Source organism: Porphyromonas sp. KLE 1280 (assembly GCF_000700805.1).
GTDB classification, from domain to species: Bacteria; Bacteroidota; Bacteroidia; order Bacteroidales; family Porphyromonadaceae; genus Porphyromonas; species Porphyromonas pasteri.
Window position 1 is genome coordinate 23,440 of the sequence record NZ_KL362964.1, and the last position, 21,061, is coordinate 44,500.

Annotated in this window: 17 protein-coding genes; 5 read left to right on the forward strand and 12 right to left on the reverse strand. The window is 56.8% G+C overall.

The features are described 5' to 3' along the window. Positions 1–260: 260 nt before the first annotated feature. Positions 261–1,604 carry an FAD-dependent oxidoreductase gene (locus HMPREF1121_RS05410; RefSeq protein WP_044115200.1) on the forward strand — a complete coding sequence of 448 codons (1,344 nt, stop codon included), beginning with the start codon at positions 261–263 and terminating at the stop codon, positions 1,602–1,604. Between the two features lie 108 nt (positions 1,605–1,712). Here the strand turns inward: HMPREF1121_RS05410 and HMPREF1121_RS05415 are convergent, their stop codons facing one another. The 5 genes from HMPREF1121_RS05415 to HMPREF1121_RS05430 form a co-directional block, all read right to left on the reverse strand. Next, on the reverse strand, positions 1,713–2,036 hold the full coding sequence (locus tag HMPREF1121_RS05415) for a hypothetical protein (protein ID WP_044115202.1): 324 nt from the start codon (positions 2,034–2,036) through the stop codon (positions 1,713–1,715). Further along, positions 2,033–4,192, reverse strand: coding sequence for a hypothetical protein (locus HMPREF1121_RS05420; protein ID WP_044115204.1), 2,160 nt, complete (start codon positions 4,190–4,192; stop codon positions 2,033–2,035). The genes HMPREF1121_RS05415 and HMPREF1121_RS05420 overlap by 4 nt, the downstream gene beginning before the upstream one ends. A 42-nt stretch (positions 4,193–4,234) precedes the next feature. Next, positions 4,235–4,363, reverse strand: a complete 129-nt coding sequence (locus HMPREF1121_RS08895) for a hypothetical protein (RefSeq protein WP_255327146.1) — start codon at positions 4,361–4,363, stop codon at positions 4,235–4,237. A 639-nt stretch (positions 4,364–5,002) separates the two neighbouring features. Further along, positions 5,003–7,663 (reverse strand): DNA mismatch repair protein MutS, encoded by a 2,661-nt coding sequence (mutS, locus tag HMPREF1121_RS05425; protein WP_044115206.1) that lies wholly within the window; start codon positions 7,661–7,663, stop codon positions 5,003–5,005. 48 nt (positions 7,664–7,711) lie between these two features. Continuing rightward, entirely contained in the window at positions 7,712–8,098 is a 387-nt protein-coding gene (locus tag HMPREF1121_RS05430; protein ID WP_044115208.1) for an acyl-CoA thioesterase, read from the reverse strand. 932 nt (positions 8,099–9,030) lie between these two features. Here HMPREF1121_RS05430 and HMPREF1121_RS05440 point away from each other — a divergent pair. Together HMPREF1121_RS05440 and HMPREF1121_RS05445 are read left to right on the forward strand one after the other, a co-directional pair. Then, positions 9,031–10,119: an IS5 family transposase gene (locus tag HMPREF1121_RS05440; protein WP_369793555.1), complete on the forward strand. Its 1,089-nt coding sequence runs from the start codon at positions 9,031–9,033 to the stop codon at positions 10,117–10,119. 124 nt (positions 10,120–10,243) lie between these two features. Continuing rightward, positions 10,244–10,957 (forward strand): HdeD family acid-resistance protein, encoded by a 714-nt coding sequence (locus HMPREF1121_RS05445; RefSeq protein ID WP_232223739.1) that lies wholly within the window; start codon positions 10,244–10,246, stop codon positions 10,955–10,957. Between the two features lie 520 nt (positions 10,958–11,477). Here HMPREF1121_RS05445 and HMPREF1121_RS05450 read toward each other — a convergent pair. Genes HMPREF1121_RS05450 through HMPREF1121_RS05475 form a run of 6 tightly spaced genes read right to left on the reverse strand, consistent with a single transcriptional unit; the run spans position 11,478 to position 18,138 of the window. Beyond that, positions 11,478–12,635, reverse strand: coding sequence for an RluA family pseudouridine synthase (locus tag HMPREF1121_RS05450; protein ID WP_232223740.1), 1,158 nt, complete (start codon positions 12,633–12,635; stop codon positions 11,478–11,480). Then, positions 12,622–13,290: a PASTA domain-containing protein gene (locus HMPREF1121_RS05455; protein WP_044115214.1), complete on the reverse strand. Its 669-nt coding sequence runs from the start codon at positions 13,288–13,290 to the stop codon at positions 12,622–12,624. The genes HMPREF1121_RS05450 and HMPREF1121_RS05455 overlap by 14 nt, the downstream gene beginning before the upstream one ends. Positions 13,291–13,317: 27 nt before the next feature. Beyond that, positions 13,318–14,049, reverse strand: a complete 732-nt coding sequence (locus tag HMPREF1121_RS05460; RefSeq protein ID WP_044115215.1) for an ABC transporter ATP-binding protein — start codon at positions 14,047–14,049, stop codon at positions 13,318–13,320. Between the two features lie 13 nt (positions 14,050–14,062). Beyond that, entirely contained in the window at positions 14,063–14,809 is a 747-nt protein-coding gene (locus tag HMPREF1121_RS05465) for an MlaE family ABC transporter permease (RefSeq protein ID WP_044115216.1), read from the reverse strand. 30 nt (positions 14,810–14,839) lie between these two features. Continuing rightward, on the reverse strand, positions 14,840–15,499 hold the full coding sequence (locus HMPREF1121_RS05470; RefSeq protein ID WP_232223741.1) for a LolA family protein: 660 nt from the start codon (positions 15,497–15,499) through the stop codon (positions 14,840–14,842). Between the two features lie 53 nt (positions 15,500–15,552). Then, entirely contained in the window at positions 15,553–18,138 is a 2,586-nt protein-coding gene (locus tag HMPREF1121_RS05475) for an FtsK/SpoIIIE family DNA translocase (protein ID WP_052353612.1), read from the reverse strand. Between the two features lie 127 nt (positions 18,139–18,265). On the opposite strand from HMPREF1121_RS05475, the gene HMPREF1121_RS05480 reads away from it, so the two are divergent. After that, complete coding sequence (locus HMPREF1121_RS05480; protein WP_052353613.1) at positions 18,266–18,652, forward strand: rhodanese-like domain-containing protein; 387 nt, start codon at positions 18,266–18,268, stop codon at positions 18,650–18,652. A gap of 71 nt (positions 18,653–18,723) precedes the next feature. Further along, a complete protein-coding gene (locus HMPREF1121_RS05485; protein ID WP_044115218.1) occupies positions 18,724–19,020 on the forward strand; it encodes a glutaredoxin in 297 nt (98 codons plus the stop codon). A gap of 98 nt (positions 19,021–19,118) precedes the next feature. Here HMPREF1121_RS05485 and HMPREF1121_RS05490 read toward each other — a convergent pair whose 3' ends face one another. Beyond that, positions 19,119–21,047 carry an OmpA family protein gene (locus HMPREF1121_RS05490; RefSeq protein WP_052353614.1) on the reverse strand — a complete coding sequence of 643 codons (1,929 nt, stop codon included), beginning with the start codon at positions 21,045–21,047 and terminating at the stop codon, positions 19,119–19,121. Positions 21,048–21,061 lie beyond the last annotated feature (14 nt).

Sequence of the window (21,061 nt, forward strand, 5' to 3'; positions counted from 1 at the left end):
TGGATTGACGTACCTGGTCTTTAAGACTACGTGCATAGATAGAAGAATACAACTACGTGAAGGCGATTTTTTCTTCACGAGAAGGACACTTTTCCCTCCGCTGGATAAGAGGAATACGCGCGATGAGGCGAAGGGCTTGTGTATCTCTTCGGAGAGGTATATCGGAGAGCTGGGCGTGCGCTACTCTACACTGCATCGTAAATGAGCCATTTGCTATCCCGAAGTGTTGTATAGCAAACAACTTATAAACTCATTAGAAGATGACAACACGATCCATCCCCCATCTGATCATCGGCTTCGGGAAGGCTGGTAAGACCTTGGCAGCTGACCTGGCGAAGCACGGTGAGTCCGTGATCCTCGTAGAGCAAAGCCCTGCGATGTATGGCGGTACTTGTATCAACATTGGCTGTATCCCCTCCAAGCTCCTGCTGGTCGAGGGCGAGAAGAGCACTCGTCTTACGGATAAGTCTGCTGCCTTCCAGGCTGCGATGCAGCGCCGTGAGCAGCTGACCTCTGCCCTCAGAGCTGCGAACTATAATAAGCTGGCTACGATCCCTGGCGTAGAGATCCTGACGGGTACGGCACGCTTCCTCTCTTCGACTGTAGTCGAAGTGTCTACAGAGGACGGCGCTTGTCAGATCGAGGCAGAGCGCATCTATATCAATACCGGAGCGCGTCCAGCGACCTTGGCTCTTGAGGGCGCTGACGACAAGCGTATCTATGATAGCACGGGTCTGCTACAGCTCGAATCACTCCCCGCACGGCTGGTCATCGTAGGCGGGGGGTATATCTCGCTGGAATTCGCCTGTATGTATGCGGCCTTCGGGACTGAGGTGACGATCCTCGAGCAAGGGGATACCTTCCTCGCTCGTGAAGATCGTGATGTCGCAGAGGCAATGCTCGCGATGCTCGCCGACCGAGGTATCCAGGTCGTCCTCCAAGCCGAGACGAAGCGCTTTGTCCCAGGAGAAGAGGCCGTCACCGTAGTGACCTCGCAGGGTGAGTATGCGGCAGAGGCTGTCCTGGTGGCTATTGGCCGTCGCCCCAATGTAGAGGCGCTGCATCTCGAGGCTGCTGGCGTCCAGCTGACACCTCGTGGCTTCATCCAGACGGATGAGTATCTACGTGCCACTCCAAATATCTGGGCGATGGGCGATGTGGCGGGCAGTCCGCAGTTCACATATGTTTCGCTGGATGACTACCGCATCGTCCGTGATCAGATCTTAGGCGAAGGGAAGCGCACCACGAAGGACCGCCTGCTACTGCCTACCAGCGTCTTCACTACACCTGCGCTGGCACAGGTCGGGATGACGGAGACTATGGCAGCCTCTTCGGGTCGCCCCTATGAAGTCAAGCGACTGCAGACCGTGGCTATCCCCAAGGCGAAGGTCCTTGGCGAGACGCACGGCTTGCTGAAGGCTATCGTCGATACCGAGACGGGCCTCATCCTCGGTGCTACGCTCTTCTGCCCCGAGGCGCACGAGCTGATCAACCTGCTGAAGCTGGCGATGGATCATCAGATCCCAGCGGAAGCTCTGCGCACGCAGATATTCACGCATCCCACGATCGCAGAGGCGCTGAACGATCTCTTCGCTCCTAACTAAAGAGGTTAGCTCTCTTTACCGCATACAAAAGGCTTCGCCCCAGATCCATCTCGTCGAGACGGATCTGGGGCGAAGCCTTTCTTGTGTCAGTGTGGCGACTGATGCCCGTTAGTTTGGGTCATTCGTCGTCAGGTGACGAGGCGTATTTCCTGCACCCTGATAGGTGGTAGAGAAGAGACGCAGTGCCTGGTAGGTGAGGTTCCATGCCTTCTGCGTGAAGTCGTAGGTGCCACCACCTGGTGCAGGCTGTCCCTTCACACCATGACCATAGGTAAAGATATCCCCGTTGATACCGCCATAGGCGAAGCCACGGCGGTAGAAGAGGTCAGAGGTCTTGTTGAACTTATCTACGAATTTTGCATTGTCGTTTACGTTGGTGCTAACTTCCTTGGTGAGCAGGTCGGTGATGTAGTTCTCCTTCTCCGTGGTCATACCCCAGTGGAAGTTAATTCGGTCAGTGTCGAAGGTGCTACGACGCATGGGCTCATTGAGCTCAGCACCATCCGCTGCCGTGACGTCCTTGTACAGACCAGCAGAGGGGAGCGTACGGGGGTGATGTAGCCCTTCTGGATGCTTGGATACTTCGTGCCGTCCCAGAGCTCGGTGTCGACAGCAGCACGGAGGAGCTGGTTGCTTCCGTCGTACTTACCCGTGGGGATAGGCGTGTCGTAGAGGTTCCCGACGAAGTACTTCCCGAGATAGACGGACTCGATATCGATGTACTTGATGTAGCGATTGTCCTGAGTGTCTGACCCGACAGGGCCCTTGTTGGGGCGTGCCGTGAAGCGCATGAGGCTCTGATAGGGGCTGCGCTTAGAGTTCCCGAACGAGTTGGGCTCGCGGTAGGTCAAGCGGTAGGCGTAGGAGAGGCCTTCACCCTGGTCCGTGTTGCACCAGTCGATAGCATCGGTCGTGACGAAGTTGCGGTAGCGGAAGGTCGTGGGGTCAGTATTGGTCGTCGCATAGGGGAGCTCGAACTGGAGTGCACGATAGCGACCTACCTGATTCTTGGGGTCGTGGGTGAAGCGGTCGTTATTCGTGTTGTCAATGAACTCCATGGGAGTGTAGAGGCTCAGCAGCTCCATCCAGGGCTGTGTGAGGACCTGCACGAAGCCCTTAGGGCTGGTTGGGCAGCCATTCTGGAAGCCGTACTGTGTGACCTTCTTATTCGATACGAGAGGGATATCCAGGTTCTTCGAGTTGTCAGCGACCCATCTCGTGGGGTTGACACCGAAGTATTCCTTGAGTACATAGCCCAGAGCCTGCTTAGGCTGCGTGTAGAACTCCGAGTTGACCGTGTAGGCCTTCCCAAGCTTAAGTGCCTTGTCGGTACCCATGACTGGGGCGATGGTGTAGTTGGGAGCTGTGATTTCTTCGCCAGTAGTGGCCTTTGCACCATTGACATAGATGTGAGTCTGGGCATAGCCAATAGCAGGGCGGTAGGTATTCCCGATGCGCTCGGTGTAGTCGGTCGCCGTCTCGATCCCCTTGACAGGCATAGCCCAAGTCACGATGACGTCCTCGGAGAGTGCACCACCCTTCTTACAGAGGCGGTCGCCGTCATAGATGTAGCTCGTCTCATAGAAGGGGGTGTAGTCGCGACTACACATAGCGTTGGAGATCCACTTATTCCCTGTGTTGATGAAGTAGTCCTGGACGCTGAAGCCCGAGGGGGTCATGCCGTCAGAGCTAAGGAGTTTTTCGCGAGAGAGGTCAATCTCACCCTCGAACTGTAGCGCGTTCGAGCGCAAGGTGAACCCCTTGTATTTCATATCTTGCTCGCTATTATTGCGGATGGTCGTCGTCAGTAGGACACCCTGAGGCTTGAGGGCGACTACACCAGCTGGGCGGAATACATTTTTTGTGCCGTCCGTACGAGCATATTGTAGCGTGACCCATCCAGAAGCATAGGGGACTGGGAGGTCAACCTCGTTGGCAATACCTCCAGGACCTACCGCTTTACGAGTCTTCGTCGCATCAGTTGTAGCTGGCTTTTTGAAGCCCACCTTTAGGATTTTGCTTTCGGGGTCAAAGCTATTGCCACCAGTGACGATGAGTATGGAGAGCTTAGCTTGACCATTTTTGAGATCTTCCTCACCGAGGCCTTCAGGGAAGCCGATATTGAACGTAGCGATGAGCTCGTAGGACTGTTTGCTGGTGTTGTAGGTCCATGTAGCCTTCTCATAGGTGAGCTGTGTGGGCTTGCCCGTAGCTTCCACCTTATAGATCATCAAGAGATCACGGGTGGGGTGATTCGTGATGGTGAGTGTCTTGTTGTACTTAGCGATCTTGCTCTTGTTGCCAGAGGCCTGGCCGTTATCATCAAGGATATCCTTGGAGGAGCCTTGGATGGTGTAGGTCACCTCAGAGTTGCGAGGATCCCAGTCCAGGGAGCGTCCCGATGACTGATCTTCCAGTGTCTTGGCGTCATAGGTGAGAAGCGTACTCTCAAGGGCGACGGAGACGGGAGCTTTTATGTGTGGGCCCTCGTGATCGGGATCAATGGGGGCGTCACTGTTCTTACTGCAGGAGCTTGCTATAATAGACAGAGCGGCAAGGAAGAGTCCTGAGCGAAAAATACGATTCATGTGTGGGTAACTAAAAACAATATAGGTGATATCTGGATGAACTTAAAGGTCTTCTCCTTCTTCAAAGTCTTCAAAGTCAGCGTCTCCTGAGAATTGTAAGAGGAGATCTACTGTCGCTTCGATCTCGAAGAACTCGGCCTTAGGGGCGAGGTAATCTGTCAAATAGGTCATCGTGAAAAGTTAAGTTGAAAGAAGATAAAGCGCTATCGCACGCCACTGATGATCCTGTCGTCAGTGGGCTGTGCATGATGAGAGGGCACTCTACGTGCTACGCCGTCCTGCTAAGAGATGTGCTTAGAGAGGCGCAATGGGGGCTCGTGAGCTACCGGAAAAGTAAGGTGGAGAGTGAAGGGTGCACGGCTGTAGATGGGCTCTCAGTGCCCGTGCTGGAGAATTAGACCTAGGGAGAGGTCTGAATGCGCATGTGGTGAATGTTTTCCTTGCTCGCAGGGACTTAGGAGCGCTACTACAAGGTGCTACCAAGCTCAAGCATAGGAAGGGTTACCGCACAAGGCGGCTACGCATGTAAGGGGGATTTGGTGTGAGTGATATCTGCTCGCTCTAACAAGTAGGGCTTTTGTCCATACGAAAATGTGATCAATGCTGTCAGAAGGATATGGCGTGGGGTGACCCACTCTTATCGTATGGACGTATGAGGGTATGTAGATAGTACACACTCTCTAATTTACTTTTACTTCGTGACTGATTTGTATCTGTATATGTAAAGAAAGCGCCTTGTCTTGGAGGGGGAAACTCGCATAGACAAGGCGCTTTCTATTATATGTACGGATTATGATCGGGTAAAAATCACTAAGGCGTCTTCAGCAGGCGCTGGATCTCGCTGAGCTTATTCAGGGCTTCCAGCGGCGTGAGGCTGTTGATGTCCACCATCAGCAGGCGCTCGCGGATATCGGAGAGTACGGGGTCGTCAAGCTGGAAGAAGCTCATCTGCACGCCCCCCGTGATATTACTGTTGGGCTCTGTGACGCTGGGTGCCGCGGCTCGGCTGATGTTGACCTCGGTGCTGAGGCCCGTGACTTCATGGATGTGGGCGGACTCGAGCTGACCGAGGATATCGGTAGCGCGGTCGGTGATGCTACGTGGCATACCACCGAGGCGCGCGACTTGGATACCGAAGCTATGTTCGCTCCCCCCGCGGACGAGCTTGCGAAGGAAGAGCATGCGCCCGTCGATCTCGCGCGCGGAGACGTTGTAGTTCTTCACGCGCTTGAGACGACCCTCGAGGTCATTGAGCTCGTGGTAGTGCGTAGCGAAGAGGGTCTTGGGGCGCCCGTGGGGGTTGTCGTGCAGGTACTCGATGATGGCCCAAGCTATGGAGATCCCATCGTAGGTGCTGGTACCACGGCCCAGCTCGTCGAAGAGGACGAGGGAGCGAGGCGTGAGGGCGTTGAGGATGCTGGAGGCTTCCTGCATCTCGACCATGAAGGTCGATTCGCCACGGGAGATATTGTCCGAGGCTCCGACACGGGTGAAGATGCCATCGGTGAGCCCGAGGTGTGCGGCTTCGGCTGGGACGAAGGAGCCGATCTGCGCCAGAAGTACGATGAGGGCGGTCTGGCGAAGGAGGGCGGACTTACCGCTCATGTTCGGCCCGGTGATGACCATGATCTGCGTCTCCTCATTGTCGAGGTGTACGTCATTGGGTACGTAGCTCTGCCCGAAGGGGAGCTGCTTCTCGATGACGGGGTGGCGCCCAGCACGGATATCGATGACGAAGCCATCATCAACGACGGGGCAGGCGTAGCGCTCCGTGATGGCCACTTCGGCGAGCGAACTGAGGCTGTCCAGCTCAGCGATGACGCGGGCATCCTGCTGCAGGGGGCGGACGAAGCGCGAGAGGCGTACAAGAAGCTCGCTATAGAGACGCCCTTCGAGGCTGGCGATACGCTCTTCGGCGCCGAGGATCTTCTCCTCGTACTCCTTGAGTTCGGGGAAGATATAGCGCTCGGCGTTAGCGAGCGTCTGCTTGCGTGTCCAGTCTTCGGGCACCTTATCATTGTGGGTGGAGCGTACCTCGATGTAGTAGCCGAAGACATTATTATAGGAGACCTTGAGGGAGGGGATACCCGTGCGCTCACTCTCACGACGCTGGAGCTCAAGGAGGTATTCCTTGCCGTGGGAGGAGAGGCGACGGAGCTCATCCAGCTCGCTATTCACTCCTGGGGCGATGGTGATGCCACGGCCAAGAGCGGCGGGTGGCTCTTCGGTCAGCGTGTGCTCAATGTCGGAGATGAGCTCGCCCATAGGCTGCAGGCGGCTGGCTATCTTCTGTAGCTCGGCTGAGTCGCTGGAGGAGAGGAGTGTGCCGATCTGCTCCACTTGGCCGAGGGAGGTGGCCAGCTGGCGTACCTCACGAGGGGAGATACGCCCGACGACGGCCTTCGATGCCATACGCTCGAGGTCCCCGATGCCGATGAGGAGCTCGCTGGTCGTGCGACGCAGGTCGGCCGTACGTACGAGATCCGTCACGACTGACTGGCGGCGGTGGATCTCGGTGAGGTCGATGAGGGGGAAGGAAAGCCAGTGACGGAGCAGGCGTCCACCCATAGCCGTCTGGGTGTGGTCGATGATGTCAAGGAGGCTCTTGCCCTCCTCGCGGTTCATCGGAGAGAGGATCTCCAGACTGCGGAAGGTGAAGCTATCGAGACGCATGTAGCTCAGGCGGTCGATGCTCCGAAGGGTGGTGATGTGCCCGATCTCGTGGTGGCTCGTCAGCTCGAGGTAATTGAGGATAGCCCCAGCCGCTGCGATAGAGGCGGGGCGCTGCTCGAGGCCGAAGCCCTTGAGACTCTGCACACCGAAGTGGGCGGTGAGCTTGCGACGGTTGTTCTCCACAGCAAAGCTCCAGTCCTCGACCTCAAAGATGAAGCCTCGATAGCCAATGACCTTGTCAAAGAGGCTGCGGCTCGTGCGCTCAACGAGTACCTCCTTGGGCTGGTAGGAGCTGAGGAGCTTCTCGAGGTGCTCGGGGGTGCCTTCGGAGACGACGAATTCGCCCGTCGAGATGTCCAGCAGGGAGATGCTCCCCATGGCACCGTCGCTGGAGAGCCAGACGGCAGCCAGATAGTTGTTCTCCTTGCTTCTGAGGACGTTGTCGCCGAGTACGACCCCTGGGGTGACGAGCTCCGTGATGCCACGCTTGACGAGCTTCTTCGTCAGCTTGGGATCCTCGAGCTGGTCACAGATAGCCACGCGACGCCCCGCGCGAACGAGCTTCGGTAGGTAGGTGTCAAGGGCATGGTGGGGGAAGCCCGCCAGCTCTACGTGCATCGCAGAGCCGTTGGCACGCTTGGTGAGCGTGATGCCGAGGATCTCGGCGGCAGCTATGGCGTCGTCGCTGAAGGTCTCGTAGAAGTCACCGACACGGAAGAGCAGGATAGCGTCGGGGTGCTTAGCCTTGAACTCCATGTACTGCTTCATCATCGGGGTCTCTGCGATCTTCTTTGCCATAGTGTGCTTGTGGGGCTTTACTCTGAGGGGGATAGGGGAGAGGAGGGATTACTGGGCGTCTTTGGGCAGGACGTCACGGAGGAGGTCAGCGAAGAACTCCCCACGGGTCAGGCGCCCGTTGTCGACGACGACACACTCGACCTCACCGCGTGCAGCGAGGCTCCCGTCGAGGTGCAGGATATCCTGATAGAAAACGAGCTTGGGCGCACGCATTGCACAGCGGAGTGCTGAGCGGTAGTGGTCGCCACTGCGCAGGCTCTTCTTATAGGAGATAGATACTTTGGTGACGAAGGCATCCAGGCCATCTTCGTGCATCTTGCCGAAGTTCACGCCCAGGCTCTCGAGGAACTCATGTCGCGTATGCTCCATATAGTGCTGGTAGTTGGCGTTGTTGACGACGCCCTGTAGGTCGCACTCGTAGTCGCGCACCTTCATCTCGAGGGTGAATAGATATTCCAATGGAGTAGTCTTGATTAGTTTGTCCTCCCCGTAGGCTGGGGCGGTATGGGATACCGAAGGTCTGTGGCGGGGCCCTTCCTTACCCTATAATATTGTACGAATGAATGCGGTGCCACACGGGTGCAAAGGTACGGCAAAAGTGTGAGTGCCTGCCTATCGAGCCACAAGCGTAGAGCTCTTTAGCAGGAAGCTACGCATCCCCTCTGATCGCCAATAGCGAAGCGAGCACTGTGCAGGCAATAGACCGCACAGTGCTCGCTTCGCTTAGCTGGACTTCGCCAGAGCGAATTGGGAGCGCGTTAGATCGGCATATAGAAGAGACCATTGCGCAAGGCCATCTCTTCACAGCTTGCACTTTCCTCCTTCGAACTTCTCAGCCTAAAGCCTCCGATTTGCGAAGGAAGAAGGTACGAGTAATGAAGAAGTGGTCTTGCGCAATGATTCCATATATAGCTATATGGGTGCATGGTAGAGCTATATAGGATGGCGAAGAAAGCTATATAGCTTTGTGAAGTGACCTCTAAGAGTTGTTGCTCTGCGTAGGGATAAAAGTTGCAGACGAGTGGTAGATAAGTTGGGGCTACGTACGTGGTCTTAAAATCTACGTACGTGGATATTTGGATTTACGTGCCTGGTCTTTAAGACTACGTACATAGATAAATGAAACCCACTACGTGAAGGTGCTTTTTTCTTCACGAGAACGATGCTTTTTCCTCCGCTGGATAAGATGAATACTCGCGATAAGGCGAAGGGCTTGTGTATCGCTTCGGAGAGGTATATCGGGAAGCTTGGCGTGCGATGCCTTAGCTGAATAAATGAGACCATTGCACGGCATTTCAAAGGTGTACAGGATTTTAACCATTTCGTATGCCGTTGACATTTAGTATCTTCATAACCAAAACAATCGTATAGCTATGCCTACCAAACAAACCGAATCCGCTCCGAGCTTCCTGCAAGTTTATACGCAGGTGCGCCGCGACCGTATGAAGCACTCGTTCCTCCGACAGATCAGCGCTTGCGTTGACTGGCGAGGTATTCGCACACTACTCAACAAGAAGTATACAAAGACCCAGAACGCCACAGGAAATCCAGCCTATGATGCCTTGATGATGTTCAAGATCCTACTACTTCAGACCTGGTACGGCCTGAGTGATTACGAAGTCGAAGAACGGATCAACGACTCCCTCCTCTTCAGCGAATTCCCCCTCTTGGATATGGGCCTTCCAGCTCCAGACCACAGCACCATCTGTCGCTTTCGCGCTGAACTGACCCGCTTGGGGATTATGGACAAGCTCCTTCGCGAGCTGAATAAGCAGTTCAAGAAGCACGGGATTAGCCGTATTGACCAAGGGGCTATTGTGGATGCGAGCATTGTGGATAGCCCGCACGCTCCCGATGGGAGTATCCTCATCAAAGTGGCCGACGACCGAGAGGACTTGCGCACCGAAGAAGAGCAAGCCCAAGAGCAGGCTTATCAGTATGAGCTAAAAAGTCGCAAACCAGGGGTGGATACGGAAGCTCGTTGGGTGCGCAAAGGCAGACACTATCGCTACGGGTACAAAAAGCACGTGCTGACCGATGGGCAAGGGTTGGTGGAGAGCATAATTACCACGCCAGCCAATTGTGCCGATACGGTGGTATTGCCCGAGCTGATAGAGAAGGCTGAGCTTACGCAGGGCGTTAGTGTCCTTGCCGATAAAGGTTATTGTAGTAAGAAGAACTCGGCTTGTCTCCTTGAGCGCGGCTTGATTGATGGGATTATGCTCAAAGCGCAGAAGGGGATGAAGCTTACAGAGCGACAACGTGAACTGAATAACGGCATCAGCAAAATACGCTGTTTGATAGAGCGCACCTTCGGGAGTATTCGAAGGTGGTTTTCAGGAGGGCGATGTCGCTACCGAGGGCTTGAGCGAACGCATACACAGAATATCTTGGAGGCTATGGCATACAATCTGAAGCGTATGCCTAGGCTTCTTGTGCTCCAGAGCACCAAATAGCCCAGAAAAGCCCCCTCTCGGGAGGATGATCCTCCCGGGAAGGGGCAAGGGGGAGGTGCAGGTATCCCACTTCTCAGCCTAAAGATCCCAATTCTCGAGGCAAGAAGGTGGAAGCTGTAAGGAGATGGGCTTGCGCAATGGTCTCATTTTGCTAATCAATAAAATATCCTTATCTTTGCGTCGTTATTCATCAAATGATAAAGTTATGTTGCATTTTTTCAAATCCATCAGAAGATCAGTAAAACACTGGTACATTCCCCTTATATTAGGGATTTTGTTCATTCTTTGTGGTATAGGGGTAATTATATCACCACAAGATTCTTATCTTACCCTTTCAATACTCTTTAGTCTTTCGTTCTTAGTATCGGGGATAATTGAAACCTTCTTTGCCCTACAGAATACTAAAAATCTTAATGGTTGGGGCTGGTATTTGGTAAGCGGACTTATTTCATTGATAATGGGTATCTTTTTACTTATGTATCCTGCCCTATCAATGTTTATATTACCATTGGTAGTAGGTTTTACGTTGCTATTCCGTTCGTTTGAGCTACTTGGTTTTGCCTTCGAAGAAAAAGAAGCAGGCGTACTGAATTGGGGGAACTTAGCCATAGTGAGCGTATTGAGTATTATCCTCTCGTTCATTTTGATTGCTAATCCTATCTTTACAGGTATCTCATTAGTAGTATTCACAGGTTTAGCATTTATCTCCACAGGTATTTCATCTGTAATACTTTCGTTCAATCTGAAAAAGTTAAAAGGTTCTGCTCAAAAGTTATCAGATGATTTAAAGAACCGCATAGAAGACCTCGAAAAAGAAGTGAAAGAAGCTACGAAATAATAGCAAATTAGTAAAATACCACAGGCACAAGTCTATGGTTATACCTATGATTACAGAGCTATAGTGCTTTTTTGCAGAAAATACCTCCAAAGAATTAAATACTCTTTGGAGGTATTATGATTTTATAGTTGACGCGCCTACGTCCACTTTGAGCTACGTACGTGGCTCTAATATCTACGTACGTGGATATTTGGATTTACGTGCCTGGTCTTTAAGACTACGTGCATAGATGCGGAAAAACCACTACGGGATGGCGCTTTTTTCTTCACGAAAATGATGCTTTCCCCTCCGCTGGGTAAGAGGAATACTCGCGATAAGGCGAAGGGCTTGCGTATCGCTGCGGAGAGGCATATCGGGGAGCTGGGCGTGTGATGCCTTAGCACTCTCAATATAGGTCGGTATCACCCCGCTCACGAGATCGCTTCTTCACTCCTCCTAAAGTAAAATAGGGCGGCACGCATCATGTATGCGTGCCGCCCTATTGGTATGGGACTTATGTCGGGGAGGCCTTCCCCTATGCTTATTCGTTATCAACCTGCGCTGCGTAGGTGCGCCAGCGCTCCAAAAGTTGCTGGAGGTCGCTGGGGAGCTCGCTGTCGAAGAGCATCTCTTCGCCCGTCACGGGGTGAACGAAACCCAGCGTCTTCGCGTGGAGTGCCTGACGGGGGCAGAGCGTGAGGCAGTTTTGGACGAACTGCTTGTAGCGGGAGAATTGGTTGCCCCAAAGGATCTTGTCGCCGCCATAGCGTGCATCAGCGAAGAGCGGGTGCCCGATGTGGCGCATGTGGGCGCGGATCTGGTGTGTGCGTCCCGTCTCGAGTCGGCATTCGACCCAGCTGACGTAGGCCAGCTCTTCGAGGAGCGTGTAGTGCGTGACGGCGTGCTTGCCCTTGGGTGAGCCTTCGGGATAGACAGCCATCTGCAGGCGGTCACGCTCATCGCGGCCGATGTTGCCGATGATCGTGCCTTCGGTTTCCTTCAGTCTCCCCCAGACGAGGGCACGATAGGTGCGGCGGGTCGTCTTGTTGAAGAACTGACGTGCCAGATGCGCCTTCGCTTCTGGACGCTTGGCGATGACGAGCAGGCCGCTCGTGTCCTTGTCAATACGATGGACGAGACCGACGTTGGGGTCGGCGGGATCATAGAGGGGATCATCCTGCAGGTAGTACGCGAGTGCATTGACCAGCGTGCCAGTATAGTTGCCGTGCCCTGGATGGACGACGAGCCCCGCAGGCTTGTTGACCACCATCAGCACCTCATCTTCGTAGACGACATCCAGCGGTATGGGCTCGGGGATGATCTCGAGCTCATGCTTGGGACGGCGTAGCTGGAGGGTGACGACGTCGAGGGGCTTGATGCGGTAGTTGCTCTTGACGGGCTTGTCGCCGACAAAGACATAGCCCCCATCGAGCGCCTGCTGGATGCGACTACGACTGCTACCCGTCATGCGAGTAGCCAGATACTTGTCGATGCGCATAGGCGCCTGCCCTTTGTCAGCTACGACACGGAAGTGCTCATAGAGCGGCGAGCTATCGGCATGCTGGAGATAGGAGACGGCAGTGGCATCGAGGCGCTCGACCTCGGCGGTGCCATCGGGGAGGAAGAGATCTTCGTCGCCTTCCCAGGCTTCGCTATCAAGGAGCAGCTCCTCGTCAGTCAGCGGATTACCACCAGTCATTGCTGATGCCTCCGTCATCCTTCTTCTCGGGTGTGGCTGGTGTCGTGCGTACAACGGTGCTGTCACCTTGGCTGCTGCTATATCCCTCGATATAGCGGTCGAGTCCCAGCGTATCGATGACCTGACCCGCTACGAGGAGGACGAGCTTCGTATCGATCGGCAGCTGCGTACCGGCCTCTACGACCTTGCCATCAGCTGTCTGCAGGCCCACGACAGAGCCGACGTAGCCACCAGGGACGACACGCTGGTCGACGGACTCAAAGCCCAGCCCCTTCAGCAGGGCAAGGATCTGACGGGCCGACTGATCCTTGTAGGTGGGGATCGTCTGGCGACGCTGGTGGAAGCCATTGATAGCGATGAAGAGGATGCGGCCGAGCTTGACCTCGCTACCAGGTGCGGGGATGACCTCGCGGACGGTACCAGGGATAGCGGTGCGGGAGAACGTCGAGTCGTTGATCTCGTACTTCAGCCCTGCGTCATCGAGGATGCGCTGCATCTCGGCGAGCGTCTTACCACGCAGGTCGGGTACCTTGACCGTATCCCCGTGGCGGGTGTAGATGTCGAGGCCGTAGATGAGCAGGACGACGAGTAGGACGGAGGCGCCTACAGCGAGTAGGACGTGCGTCAGGAGCGAATCTTTCTTGAGGAGAGACATATGCTGGTCAGAAGGGGAGTGGGCAGGCTATACGCGGCCTGCGTTGATGAACTGAAGGACGCCCTCGGGCACATCTGGTGAGGAGAGTAGGGCACTACTTCCCTCCCATTCCTTCAGTCCGTTGTGGATGTATATGATCTTATCGCCGATAGCACGCACGGAGTTCATGTCGTGCGTATTGACGATGGTCGTGATATTGTACTCTTGCGTGAGCTCGTAGATGAGCTGGTCAATGACCGTAGAGGTCTTGGGGTCCAGACCGGAGTTTGGCTCGTCGCAGAAGAGGTATTTCGGATTGAGTGCCAGAGCGCGGGCGATGGCGGTACGCTTCATCATCCCACCACTAATCTCAGCGGGATACTTCTTCGCAGCTTCGGCCAGACCGACACGCTCCAGTAGCTCCATCGCACGGCGGTAGGACTTGTCGTAGCTGTCTGAGGAGAACATCTCCATAGGGAAGAGGACATTCTCCACGACTGTCATGCTGTCGAAGAGTGCTGAGCCCTGAAAGAGCATCCCCATCTCACGGCGTAGACGCAGCAGCTCGGGCTTGGTCATCTTGATGAGGTCACGGCCGTCATAGAGGACTTCGCCCTGGTCGGGACGGATGAGGCCGATCATACACTTCACGAAGACGGACTTACCAGCACCGCTTCGGCCGATGACGAGGTTAGTCTTCCCAGTCTCGAAGGAGGCGTCGATACCCTTGATGACCTCCTTGTCCTCGAAGCGCTTAGCGAGCGACTTGACTTGTATCATAGTGCGGGAGGGCTTAGGTGAGGAGGATGTTGGTGAGCAGGAGGTCCCAGAAGAGGATGAGGACGCTGCTATTGACGACGGCGCGCGTACTCGAGGCGCCTACCTGCAGTGCCCCGCCCTTCACACAGTAGCCGTAGTAGGAGGCTACCGAGGAGATGATGAAGGCATAGACTACCGATTTGATGATCGAGTAGCCGACGTAGGAGGGCGTGAAGAAAAGCTGGAGCCCATAGACAAAGTCCTTGTGCGTCATCGAGAGCGCCAGGTCACAGGCGATATACCCCCCGACGATACCCGTGACCATGGAGAAGACCGAGAGCACGGGGATGAAGGCCATGAAGCCTACGATTTTGGGTAAGATAAGGAAGTTCGCAGAGTTGACCCCCATGATCTCCATCGCGTCGATCTGTTCGGTGACGCGCATGGTACCGAGCTCTGAGGCGACGCTTGAGCCGACCTTGCCCGACAAGATGAGGCACATGACCGTCGAGGAGAACTCGAGGATCATGATCTCACGCGTGGAGTAGCCGATGGTGAAGCGTGGGATAAGGGGGTTCGTCATATTGATCGACAGCTGGATCGTGATCACCGCACCAATGAAGAGTGAGATGATGAAGACGATCCAGAGAGAGCCGACCCCGAGACTGTACATCTCTCGGATGACGGAGCGGAAGAACATCCGCCAGCGCATAGGCAGCGTGAAGACGCGTCCCATAAGCTGCGTATACTCGCCTACCTCGGCGAGGGCCTTAAATTCCATTTAGTATCTACTTGGAGGGAGTGGGCTTACTTAGCGGAGGTCAACGACTTCGCAGCCTGGGTAGCTCTTCGCCGAGAGGGTGAAGAAGCTCGCGGCATAGGCTGTGCGAGGGCTGACCGTCGCGACACGGGCGGTCAAGACGCTCTTGTCCTTAGCCGTGAAGACCAGCTGCGTGGGAAGCCCATTGCTCGTCTGGAAGGTCGTCACGACACGGGAGATATTGCTCTTCTGCTGTGGGGTGAAGGCCACGACAGCAGTAGCACCTGACTTCCCCTCGAGCTGGCTTGCAAAGCCCTGAGCGCGGGAGCGAAGGAAGTAGAGCGGGTTGATCTGCAGGAGCTCGTCCTGCGAGGGCTTGGATATGGTGAGGGTATGCTCGGCGCTATCGTAGTAGGTGAGCGTCCCAGCGGTGTAGACCGCTGTGATCGTCCCGTACTCGAGGCGGAAGGCATCACCCTGGAGGTGCATCTTACCTGCCGTCGATCCGGTGCTGCGTCCAGCCTTGTCCTGGAGCTGCGTGGAGAAGTCTACCACGGTAGCACCTGTGCGGTAGAGACTGGCCTCAGCACGCTCAAGTAGGCTCTGTGGAGTGACGGAAGAAGTAGGGGCTGCGGGGGTAGCCTTGCGCTGTGCTATGGCTCCCGTGCAGAGCAGGGCAGCGGCACTCAGCGTCATGATGATACGTCGCATAATCATAGCTCAAAGTTATAAAGTAATGATAAAACGGCCCATTCCCCTTGGGCTTAGCTTAGCTTCTGCAGCAGTTGCTCGAGGGTCGCTTGGTCCTTGATGTAGACCTCGCGGGGCTTACTACCCTCCTGTACGCCGACGATGCCGGCGCCCTCGAGCTGGTCCATGAGACGGCCAGCGCGGTTGTAGCCGATGTTGAACTTACGCTGGATATTCGACGTCGAGCCCACCTGTGTCTGTACGACCATGCGGGCGACCTCGTCGAAGAGGCTGTCCTTCTCGTTGGGGTTGAAGCCCTTGGCTCCATTCTCCTCCCCTTCGGGGATGTATTCGGGGAGCTCGTAGGCGGAGCCGGTGCTCTCCTGCTGCGCTATATATTCAACGATAGCCTCTGTCTCGGGCGTATCCATAAAGGCACACTGCACGCGGATCATATCCTTGCCCTGATAGAAGAGCATGTCGCCTCGGCCGATGAGCTGGTTGGCTCCTGGGGAGTCGAGGACGGTGCGGGAGTCGACCATAGAGAAGACCTTGAAGGCGATACGTGCGGGGAAATTCGCCTTGATAAGACCCGTGATGACGTCTGTCGAGGGGCGCTGTGTCGCGATGACCATGTGGATCCCTGCGGCACGTGCCTTCTGCGCCAGGCGGGCGATGGGCTGCTCGACCTCCTTGCCTACGGTCATCATCAGGTCGGCGAACTCGTCGACGATGAGCACGATGTAGGGGAGGATCTCATGTCCGTCGATACGCTTGAGGGCACCGGAGCGGACCTGCTCGTTGTACTCACGGATGTTGCGCACGGCGCGCCCTGCAGTCTGCAGGAGGCGGTAGCGGTTGTCCATCTCGATACAGAGGGAGTTCAGCGTCGCCACGACCTTGGTCATGTCGGTGATGATAGCGCGCTCGGCATCGGGGAGCTTAGCGAGGAAGTGACGCTCGATCTCTTCGTAGATAGAGAACTCAAGCATCTTGGGGTCGACCATGACGAACTTCAGCTCCTCGGGGCGCTTGCTGTAGAGGAGTGAGGTGATGAGGGCATTCAGCCCGACGCTCTTCCCCTGACCCGTAGCCCCTGCGATGAGCAGGTGGGGCATCTTCGTCAGGTCAAAGATGAAGGGCTCGTTCGTGATCGTCTTACCGATACCGATGGGGAGCTCCATCTTCTCCTGCTGCTCACGGTACTTGCGTGAGGCGAGGATGGAGCGCATCGATACGGTCTGTGGGGTGGAGTTCGGTACCTCGATACCGATCGTGCCAAGGCCTGGCATGGGGGCGATGATACGTACGCCCTCGCTCTTGAGGCTCATGGCGATATCATCCTCCATCGTCTTGATGCGGGAGACTTTGATACCCGACTCGGGGATGACTTCGTAGAGCGTCACGGTGGGGCCAACGGTGGCCTTGCAGGGGGTGACGTTCATCTTGAAGCTGGCGAGCGTGTCGATGATCTTCTGCTTGTTGTACTCGATCTCCTCCATGTCGATGCCCGTGCCGCCCTGCTCATAGTCGCGCAGGAGGTCGATGGTGGGCTTGCGGTAGAGGGCGAGCTGGATGCCAGGAGCTAAGGGCTCGGGGGCGGTGCGGTCACCGTCCTCGACGAGGTCATCCTTAGGCGCTTCCTCGACGATCATCTCAGGGACGTCCGAAGGCTCGGCGCTGGTTGTGCGGCTGAAGGACGTCACACCGGGGGCTGCTTCTGTGGTGTGCGAAGTCGTAGCCGTCGTAGGCGTATGCACTACGTAAGGCGTGGGGTCTTCCTCCTGCACGTCCATATCCTCGTCATCGGTGGGCATCGGAGGCTCGTCACGCCAAGCATCTTCGTCTTGGCTGTAGCTCTCCCCCTCCACCTCGCTCTGAGGCTCTTCGTCCCTCTTCTTGCGAGAGAAAAGGCGCGAGAAGAAGCCACCCACCTGAGGGCGTGGGACGGAGACGTGGGGTACCTTCGGCACCTTGGGATTCTGTATGGCGCTGAGCACGCGACTGCTGCACGTCACTGCGAAGATGAGTAGCGTGAAGGCCAGTACACCGATGAGGCCGGCGATGCCTATCCCCTTATATATATAGGTAAAGAGCTCCTCACCGCGCAGACCGCCCCAGCGCAGGAAGCTATCCGAGGGGAAGAGCGACTGCAGGCCCGCTGCTGCTACGGAGACCCAGAGCAGGAGGAAGCCATTGACGAGGAAGCTTGTGATGTAGCGGTAGGGCGCGATACGGGGACGCCAGATGAGGTGTGCAAAGAGGTAGACGACGTAGGAGAGTGCGAAGACAATCCCCCAGCCGAAGAGCTGGTTGAAGAGGTAGTCTGCGAGACGGGCCCCAGGCAGGCCTAAGATATTTTTGGCTTCGCGTCCCAGCTCGGTCGCAGCCTCGCCATCTCGAGCGGCATAGATGAGGCTCTGGTCACTCCCCCCAGAGAAGAGGAAGGTGATGAGTGCTAAGCAGGCGAAGAGGGAGCATGCCGCCAGCACCAGCCCAATGAGGGTGGGGATGCGGCGGTTGTCGAAGTTCACCTTCATCAGATCCTTCAGGCCACCGAAGAGCGTGGTAAGCGGAGAGGGTGCATTCCTCTTCGCTCCCCCTGCTGCAGGGCGGCGGCCACGTGGATTACTTGATGTCTTACCTGAAGTCTTAGCCATGATGTCTTATCGCTTTGTCGCTACTCTTTGTAGCCTACAAAGTTAGCGAAAGCGAGCCATTTGCCCACATTGCTTGTTATACAGCTGTAAGGCGTCCTCCTCGCCCTACACATCACACCCTATTAATATGAACTATCTGATGACACTCCTTGCCTCAGCTCTCGGTAGCTGCGCTCTTGGCTCTCCCGACGGAGAAGTCTCTGTACTCACTCCCGAGGTCTTCATCGAGACGGCTCGTACCGATAGTACAGCCTTTATCCTCGACGTGCGTCGCCCTGGCGAATTTGCCGAAGGTCACCTCGAGGGCGCACAGCTCCTCGACTGGCTCGACCAACCTGCTTTCATCGAAGGTGTCAAGCACTTCGATAAGAAGCGCACCTATTACCTCTACTGCCGTAGCGGGAAGCGAAGCAATGCTGCCGCTACCTACATGCAGGCCGAGGGCTTCCGCGTGCGCGACATGGAGGGTGGCTATATGCGCTGGACGGCCGAGGGTCGCCCCGTAGTCAAGTAACCCCTTCTCCTCCTTCACTCTAATTCATCACTGCACCCTCTCGTGGTGCCTAATGACCCGATAATAAGACAATGATCAAGATCTATGGAATGGAATCCTGCCCCGACTGCACGTATGTCTGGGACCAGGTCCAGGGCGATGCCCGCTACGAAGTGATAGACTTCGGACTCGATGTCCGCCAGCTCAAGGCGTTCCTCAAGCTCCGTGACAACGACCCTGCTTTCGCTGCTGCCAAGGCACGCGGTGCGGCTGGTATCCCCTGCTTCGTGCTCGAGGACGGGCGTGTGACGCTTTCTCCCGAAGACGCAGGCCTGCGCTCACGTCCTGCCGAGGGTGCTGCTTGCAGTATCGACGGCTCGGGCTGCTAAGCGCATAGCTCCGCCTTTATAGTCCCCTTTTACGCCACGGGGCCGCCTTCTCACGCTGGAGAAGACGGACCCGTGGCGCTTTTGTGTCGTGCGGGGGGCTAAGGCGTGGCACGCACCTCGAAGGCGGTACGGCGGTTCAGCTGGTCGCATACGGCCTGCTCTTCGGGCTTCGTGAGGCTGGCGATGAAGTCGGGGGTGAGTACCGTACCCACAGCGAGGAAGGGGTATGCCGCTGCGGTGCGCTTCGTGACGGTGTAGGGCTCATCGCTCCCGCGTCCCATCGCCTCCAGCCGCTCGGGGGCGATGCCTCGGCCGATGAGATAGCGGACGACGGACTCAGCTCGCTGCTGGGAGAGGCGGGCATTGTAGCTCACTGTACCTCGTCGGTCGGTGTGGGCGGTGAGGCGGATCTTCACCTCGGGGTTGTCGGTGAGCATCTGGTAGAGGGCCTCCAGAGCGGGCGTGCTCTCAGGGAGTAGGTCGGCACGGTTGAAGGCGTAGTACACCTCACGCAGGGCCTCGGGGCGCACGCGGGAGGAGAGGAAGAATTCTACGGTATACTCTTCGCTGAGCGCCTGCTGGGGATCGGTGCGCAGGCGGACGAACTGATTGAGGTAGTCCCTGCTACTGGCCAGTAGGATGTACTCCGTGTCGGGCGCTACCGTGAGGCGGAAGGCCCCCTCGCTGTCGGTCGTGATGAGCTGCTCTGTCCCGTCGGGTCGTCGCCCTACGATGCGCACTGTCGCTCCTCGGATGGGCTCCTCCTCTCGGTCAAGGACGTAGCCGGTGATCGTCGTAGTCATCTGACGGCGACGGAACTCATACAGGTGCGGCAGGCCACGTGCATCATCGCGTGAGGAGGCGAAAAGCCCCGCCTCGGCCAGCGGCTCCGCACTCGGCCAGGCCTGTGGCGCTGGTGTGGGAGTGAAGGTCAGTTCGTCGGCCTCGCTATTGATCGGAGAGGGGAGGTGCAGGAGGGTGGTGTGCCCATCACTGTGAAGGGTCGCTTGGTAGATATCCAGCCCACCGAAGCCCCCCGAGCGGTCGGAGGCGAAGTAAAGCGTGCTGTCGCTCGTGGCGTAGGGGAAGAGTTCGTCGGCTGTGCTACTCACTCCCGTGATAGGTACGGGAGCACCGAGGGCATCGCCATAGAGGTCGACGTAGTAGAGCTCCTTGTCTCGACGGGCTTTGTCGGGCACTTCGCTGACGAAGAAGAGGCGTGCGCCCGAGGGGCTGACTGCGGGGTGCGCTGTGAGGCGTGTGCTATCGGCGAAGAGCCGAAGGGGGCCGCTGGGCTGCCAGCGCCCACGTTCGTCGGGGGTGGCGACCCAGATCTGAGGCGTGTTGCGCTCTCCCTCGCGCTGGGGAGCGTAGGTGTAGTAGAGCCGTCGCCCGTCGGGGCTTAGGCTCGGGGTGCCGAGCTCTGCCGTCGCGTCGGCAAGACCCTGCAGGCTGTCGGGGGCGCTGATCCACGTGCCATCGGCCTGCTGGCTGAGGCGGTAGAGGCGTCCGAGAGGCTCGCCCGTGACGGGAGACGTGCGCTTGGAGAGCGCTGTCGGGCGGTGGCTCCCGAAGAGGAGCGTCCGCCCGTCGGGGGTGAAGCTCACTCCGAACTCACTCCGTGTAGAGCGGAGCCGATCGAAGCGCTCCACCTCATACAGCCCTTGTGGAGAGCTACCTTCTGCTCGGAGCGCTGCTGTGGATAAGATCGTGTATAGCTTGCTTTTTCGCAGTAGGCTGTCGGGGAGGTGCAGGCGCTGAGCGCGCTGCAGTAGAGCCCTTGTTGTGGCATAGCGCCTGCCTCGGTAGGCGGCCTCGGCAGCACGCAGGCTGTAGAGGCCGCGGCGCTGTCGATCTTTCGTCGGGGTGCTCTTATAGAGCTCCTTATAGAGATGCTCTGCCTCGTAGTGGGCTCCCGTGCGCTCCGCTTCCCGAGCCCGAGAGAGGAGGCTCCCAGCACAGGAGCTGAGGGCGAGGAGGAGGGCTAAGGGGAAGAGACGAAGGAGGCGATGAGACGGCCAAAGCATGGCGCAGAGCGGTG

Excerpts from the sequence above, each read along its gene's own strand:
- HMPREF1121_RS05430 (WP_044115208.1), bottom strand. The coding sequence starts at position 8,098 with ATGAAGGTGCGCGACTACGAGTGCGACCTACAGGGCGTCGTCAACAAC.
- HMPREF1121_RS05450 (WP_232223740.1), bottom strand. The coding sequence starts at position 12,635 with ATGACTGGTGGTAATCCGCTGACTGACGAGGAGCTGCTCCTTGATAGC.
- HMPREF1121_RS05490 (WP_052353614.1), bottom strand. The coding sequence starts at position 21,047 with ATGCTTTGGCCGTCTCATCGCCTCCTTCGTCTCTTCCCCTTAGCCCTC.
- HMPREF1121_RS05445 (WP_232223739.1), top strand. The coding sequence starts at position 10,244 with ATGGGCTTGCGCAATGGTCTCATTTTGCTAATCAATAAAATATCCTTA.
- HMPREF1121_RS05480 (WP_052353613.1), top strand. The coding sequence starts at position 18,266 with ATGAACTATCTGATGACACTCCTTGCCTCAGCTCTCGGTAGCTGCGCT.
- HMPREF1121_RS05470 (WP_232223741.1), bottom strand. The coding sequence starts at position 15,499 with ATGCGACGTATCATCATGACGCTGAGTGCCGCTGCCCTGCTCTGCACG.
- HMPREF1121_RS05415 (WP_044115202.1), bottom strand. The coding sequence starts at position 2,036 with ATGACCACGGAGAAGGAGAACTACATCACCGACCTGCTCACCAAGGAA.
- HMPREF1121_RS05455 (WP_044115214.1), bottom strand. The coding sequence starts at position 13,290 with ATGTCTCTCCTCAAGAAAGATTCGCTCCTGACGCACGTCCTACTCGCT.
- HMPREF1121_RS05465 (WP_044115216.1), bottom strand. The coding sequence starts at position 14,809 with ATGGAATTTAAGGCCCTCGCCGAGGTAGGCGAGTATACGCAGCTTATG.
- HMPREF1121_RS05485 (WP_044115218.1), top strand. The coding sequence starts at position 18,724 with ATGATCAAGATCTATGGAATGGAATCCTGCCCCGACTGCACGTATGTC.
- HMPREF1121_RS05475 (WP_052353612.1), bottom strand. The coding sequence starts at position 18,138 with ATGGCTAAGACTTCAGGTAAGACATCAAGTAATCCACGTGGCCGCCGC.
- HMPREF1121_RS05410 (WP_044115200.1), top strand. The coding sequence starts at position 261 with ATGACAACACGATCCATCCCCCATCTGATCATCGGCTTCGGGAAGGCT.
- HMPREF1121_RS08895 (WP_255327146.1), bottom strand. The coding sequence starts at position 4,363 with ATGACCTATTTGACAGATTACCTCGCCCCTAAGGCCGAGTTCTTCGAG.
- HMPREF1121_RS05420 (WP_044115204.1), bottom strand. The coding sequence starts at position 4,192 with ATGAATCGTATTTTTCGCTCAGGACTCTTCCTTGCCGCTCTGTCTATT.
- mutS (WP_044115206.1), bottom strand. The coding sequence starts at position 7,663 with ATGGCAAAGAAGATCGCAGAGACCCCGATGATGAAGCAGTACATGGAG.
- HMPREF1121_RS05460 (WP_044115215.1), bottom strand. The coding sequence starts at position 14,049 with ATGATACAAGTCAAGTCGCTCGCTAAGCGCTTCGAGGACAAGGAGGTC.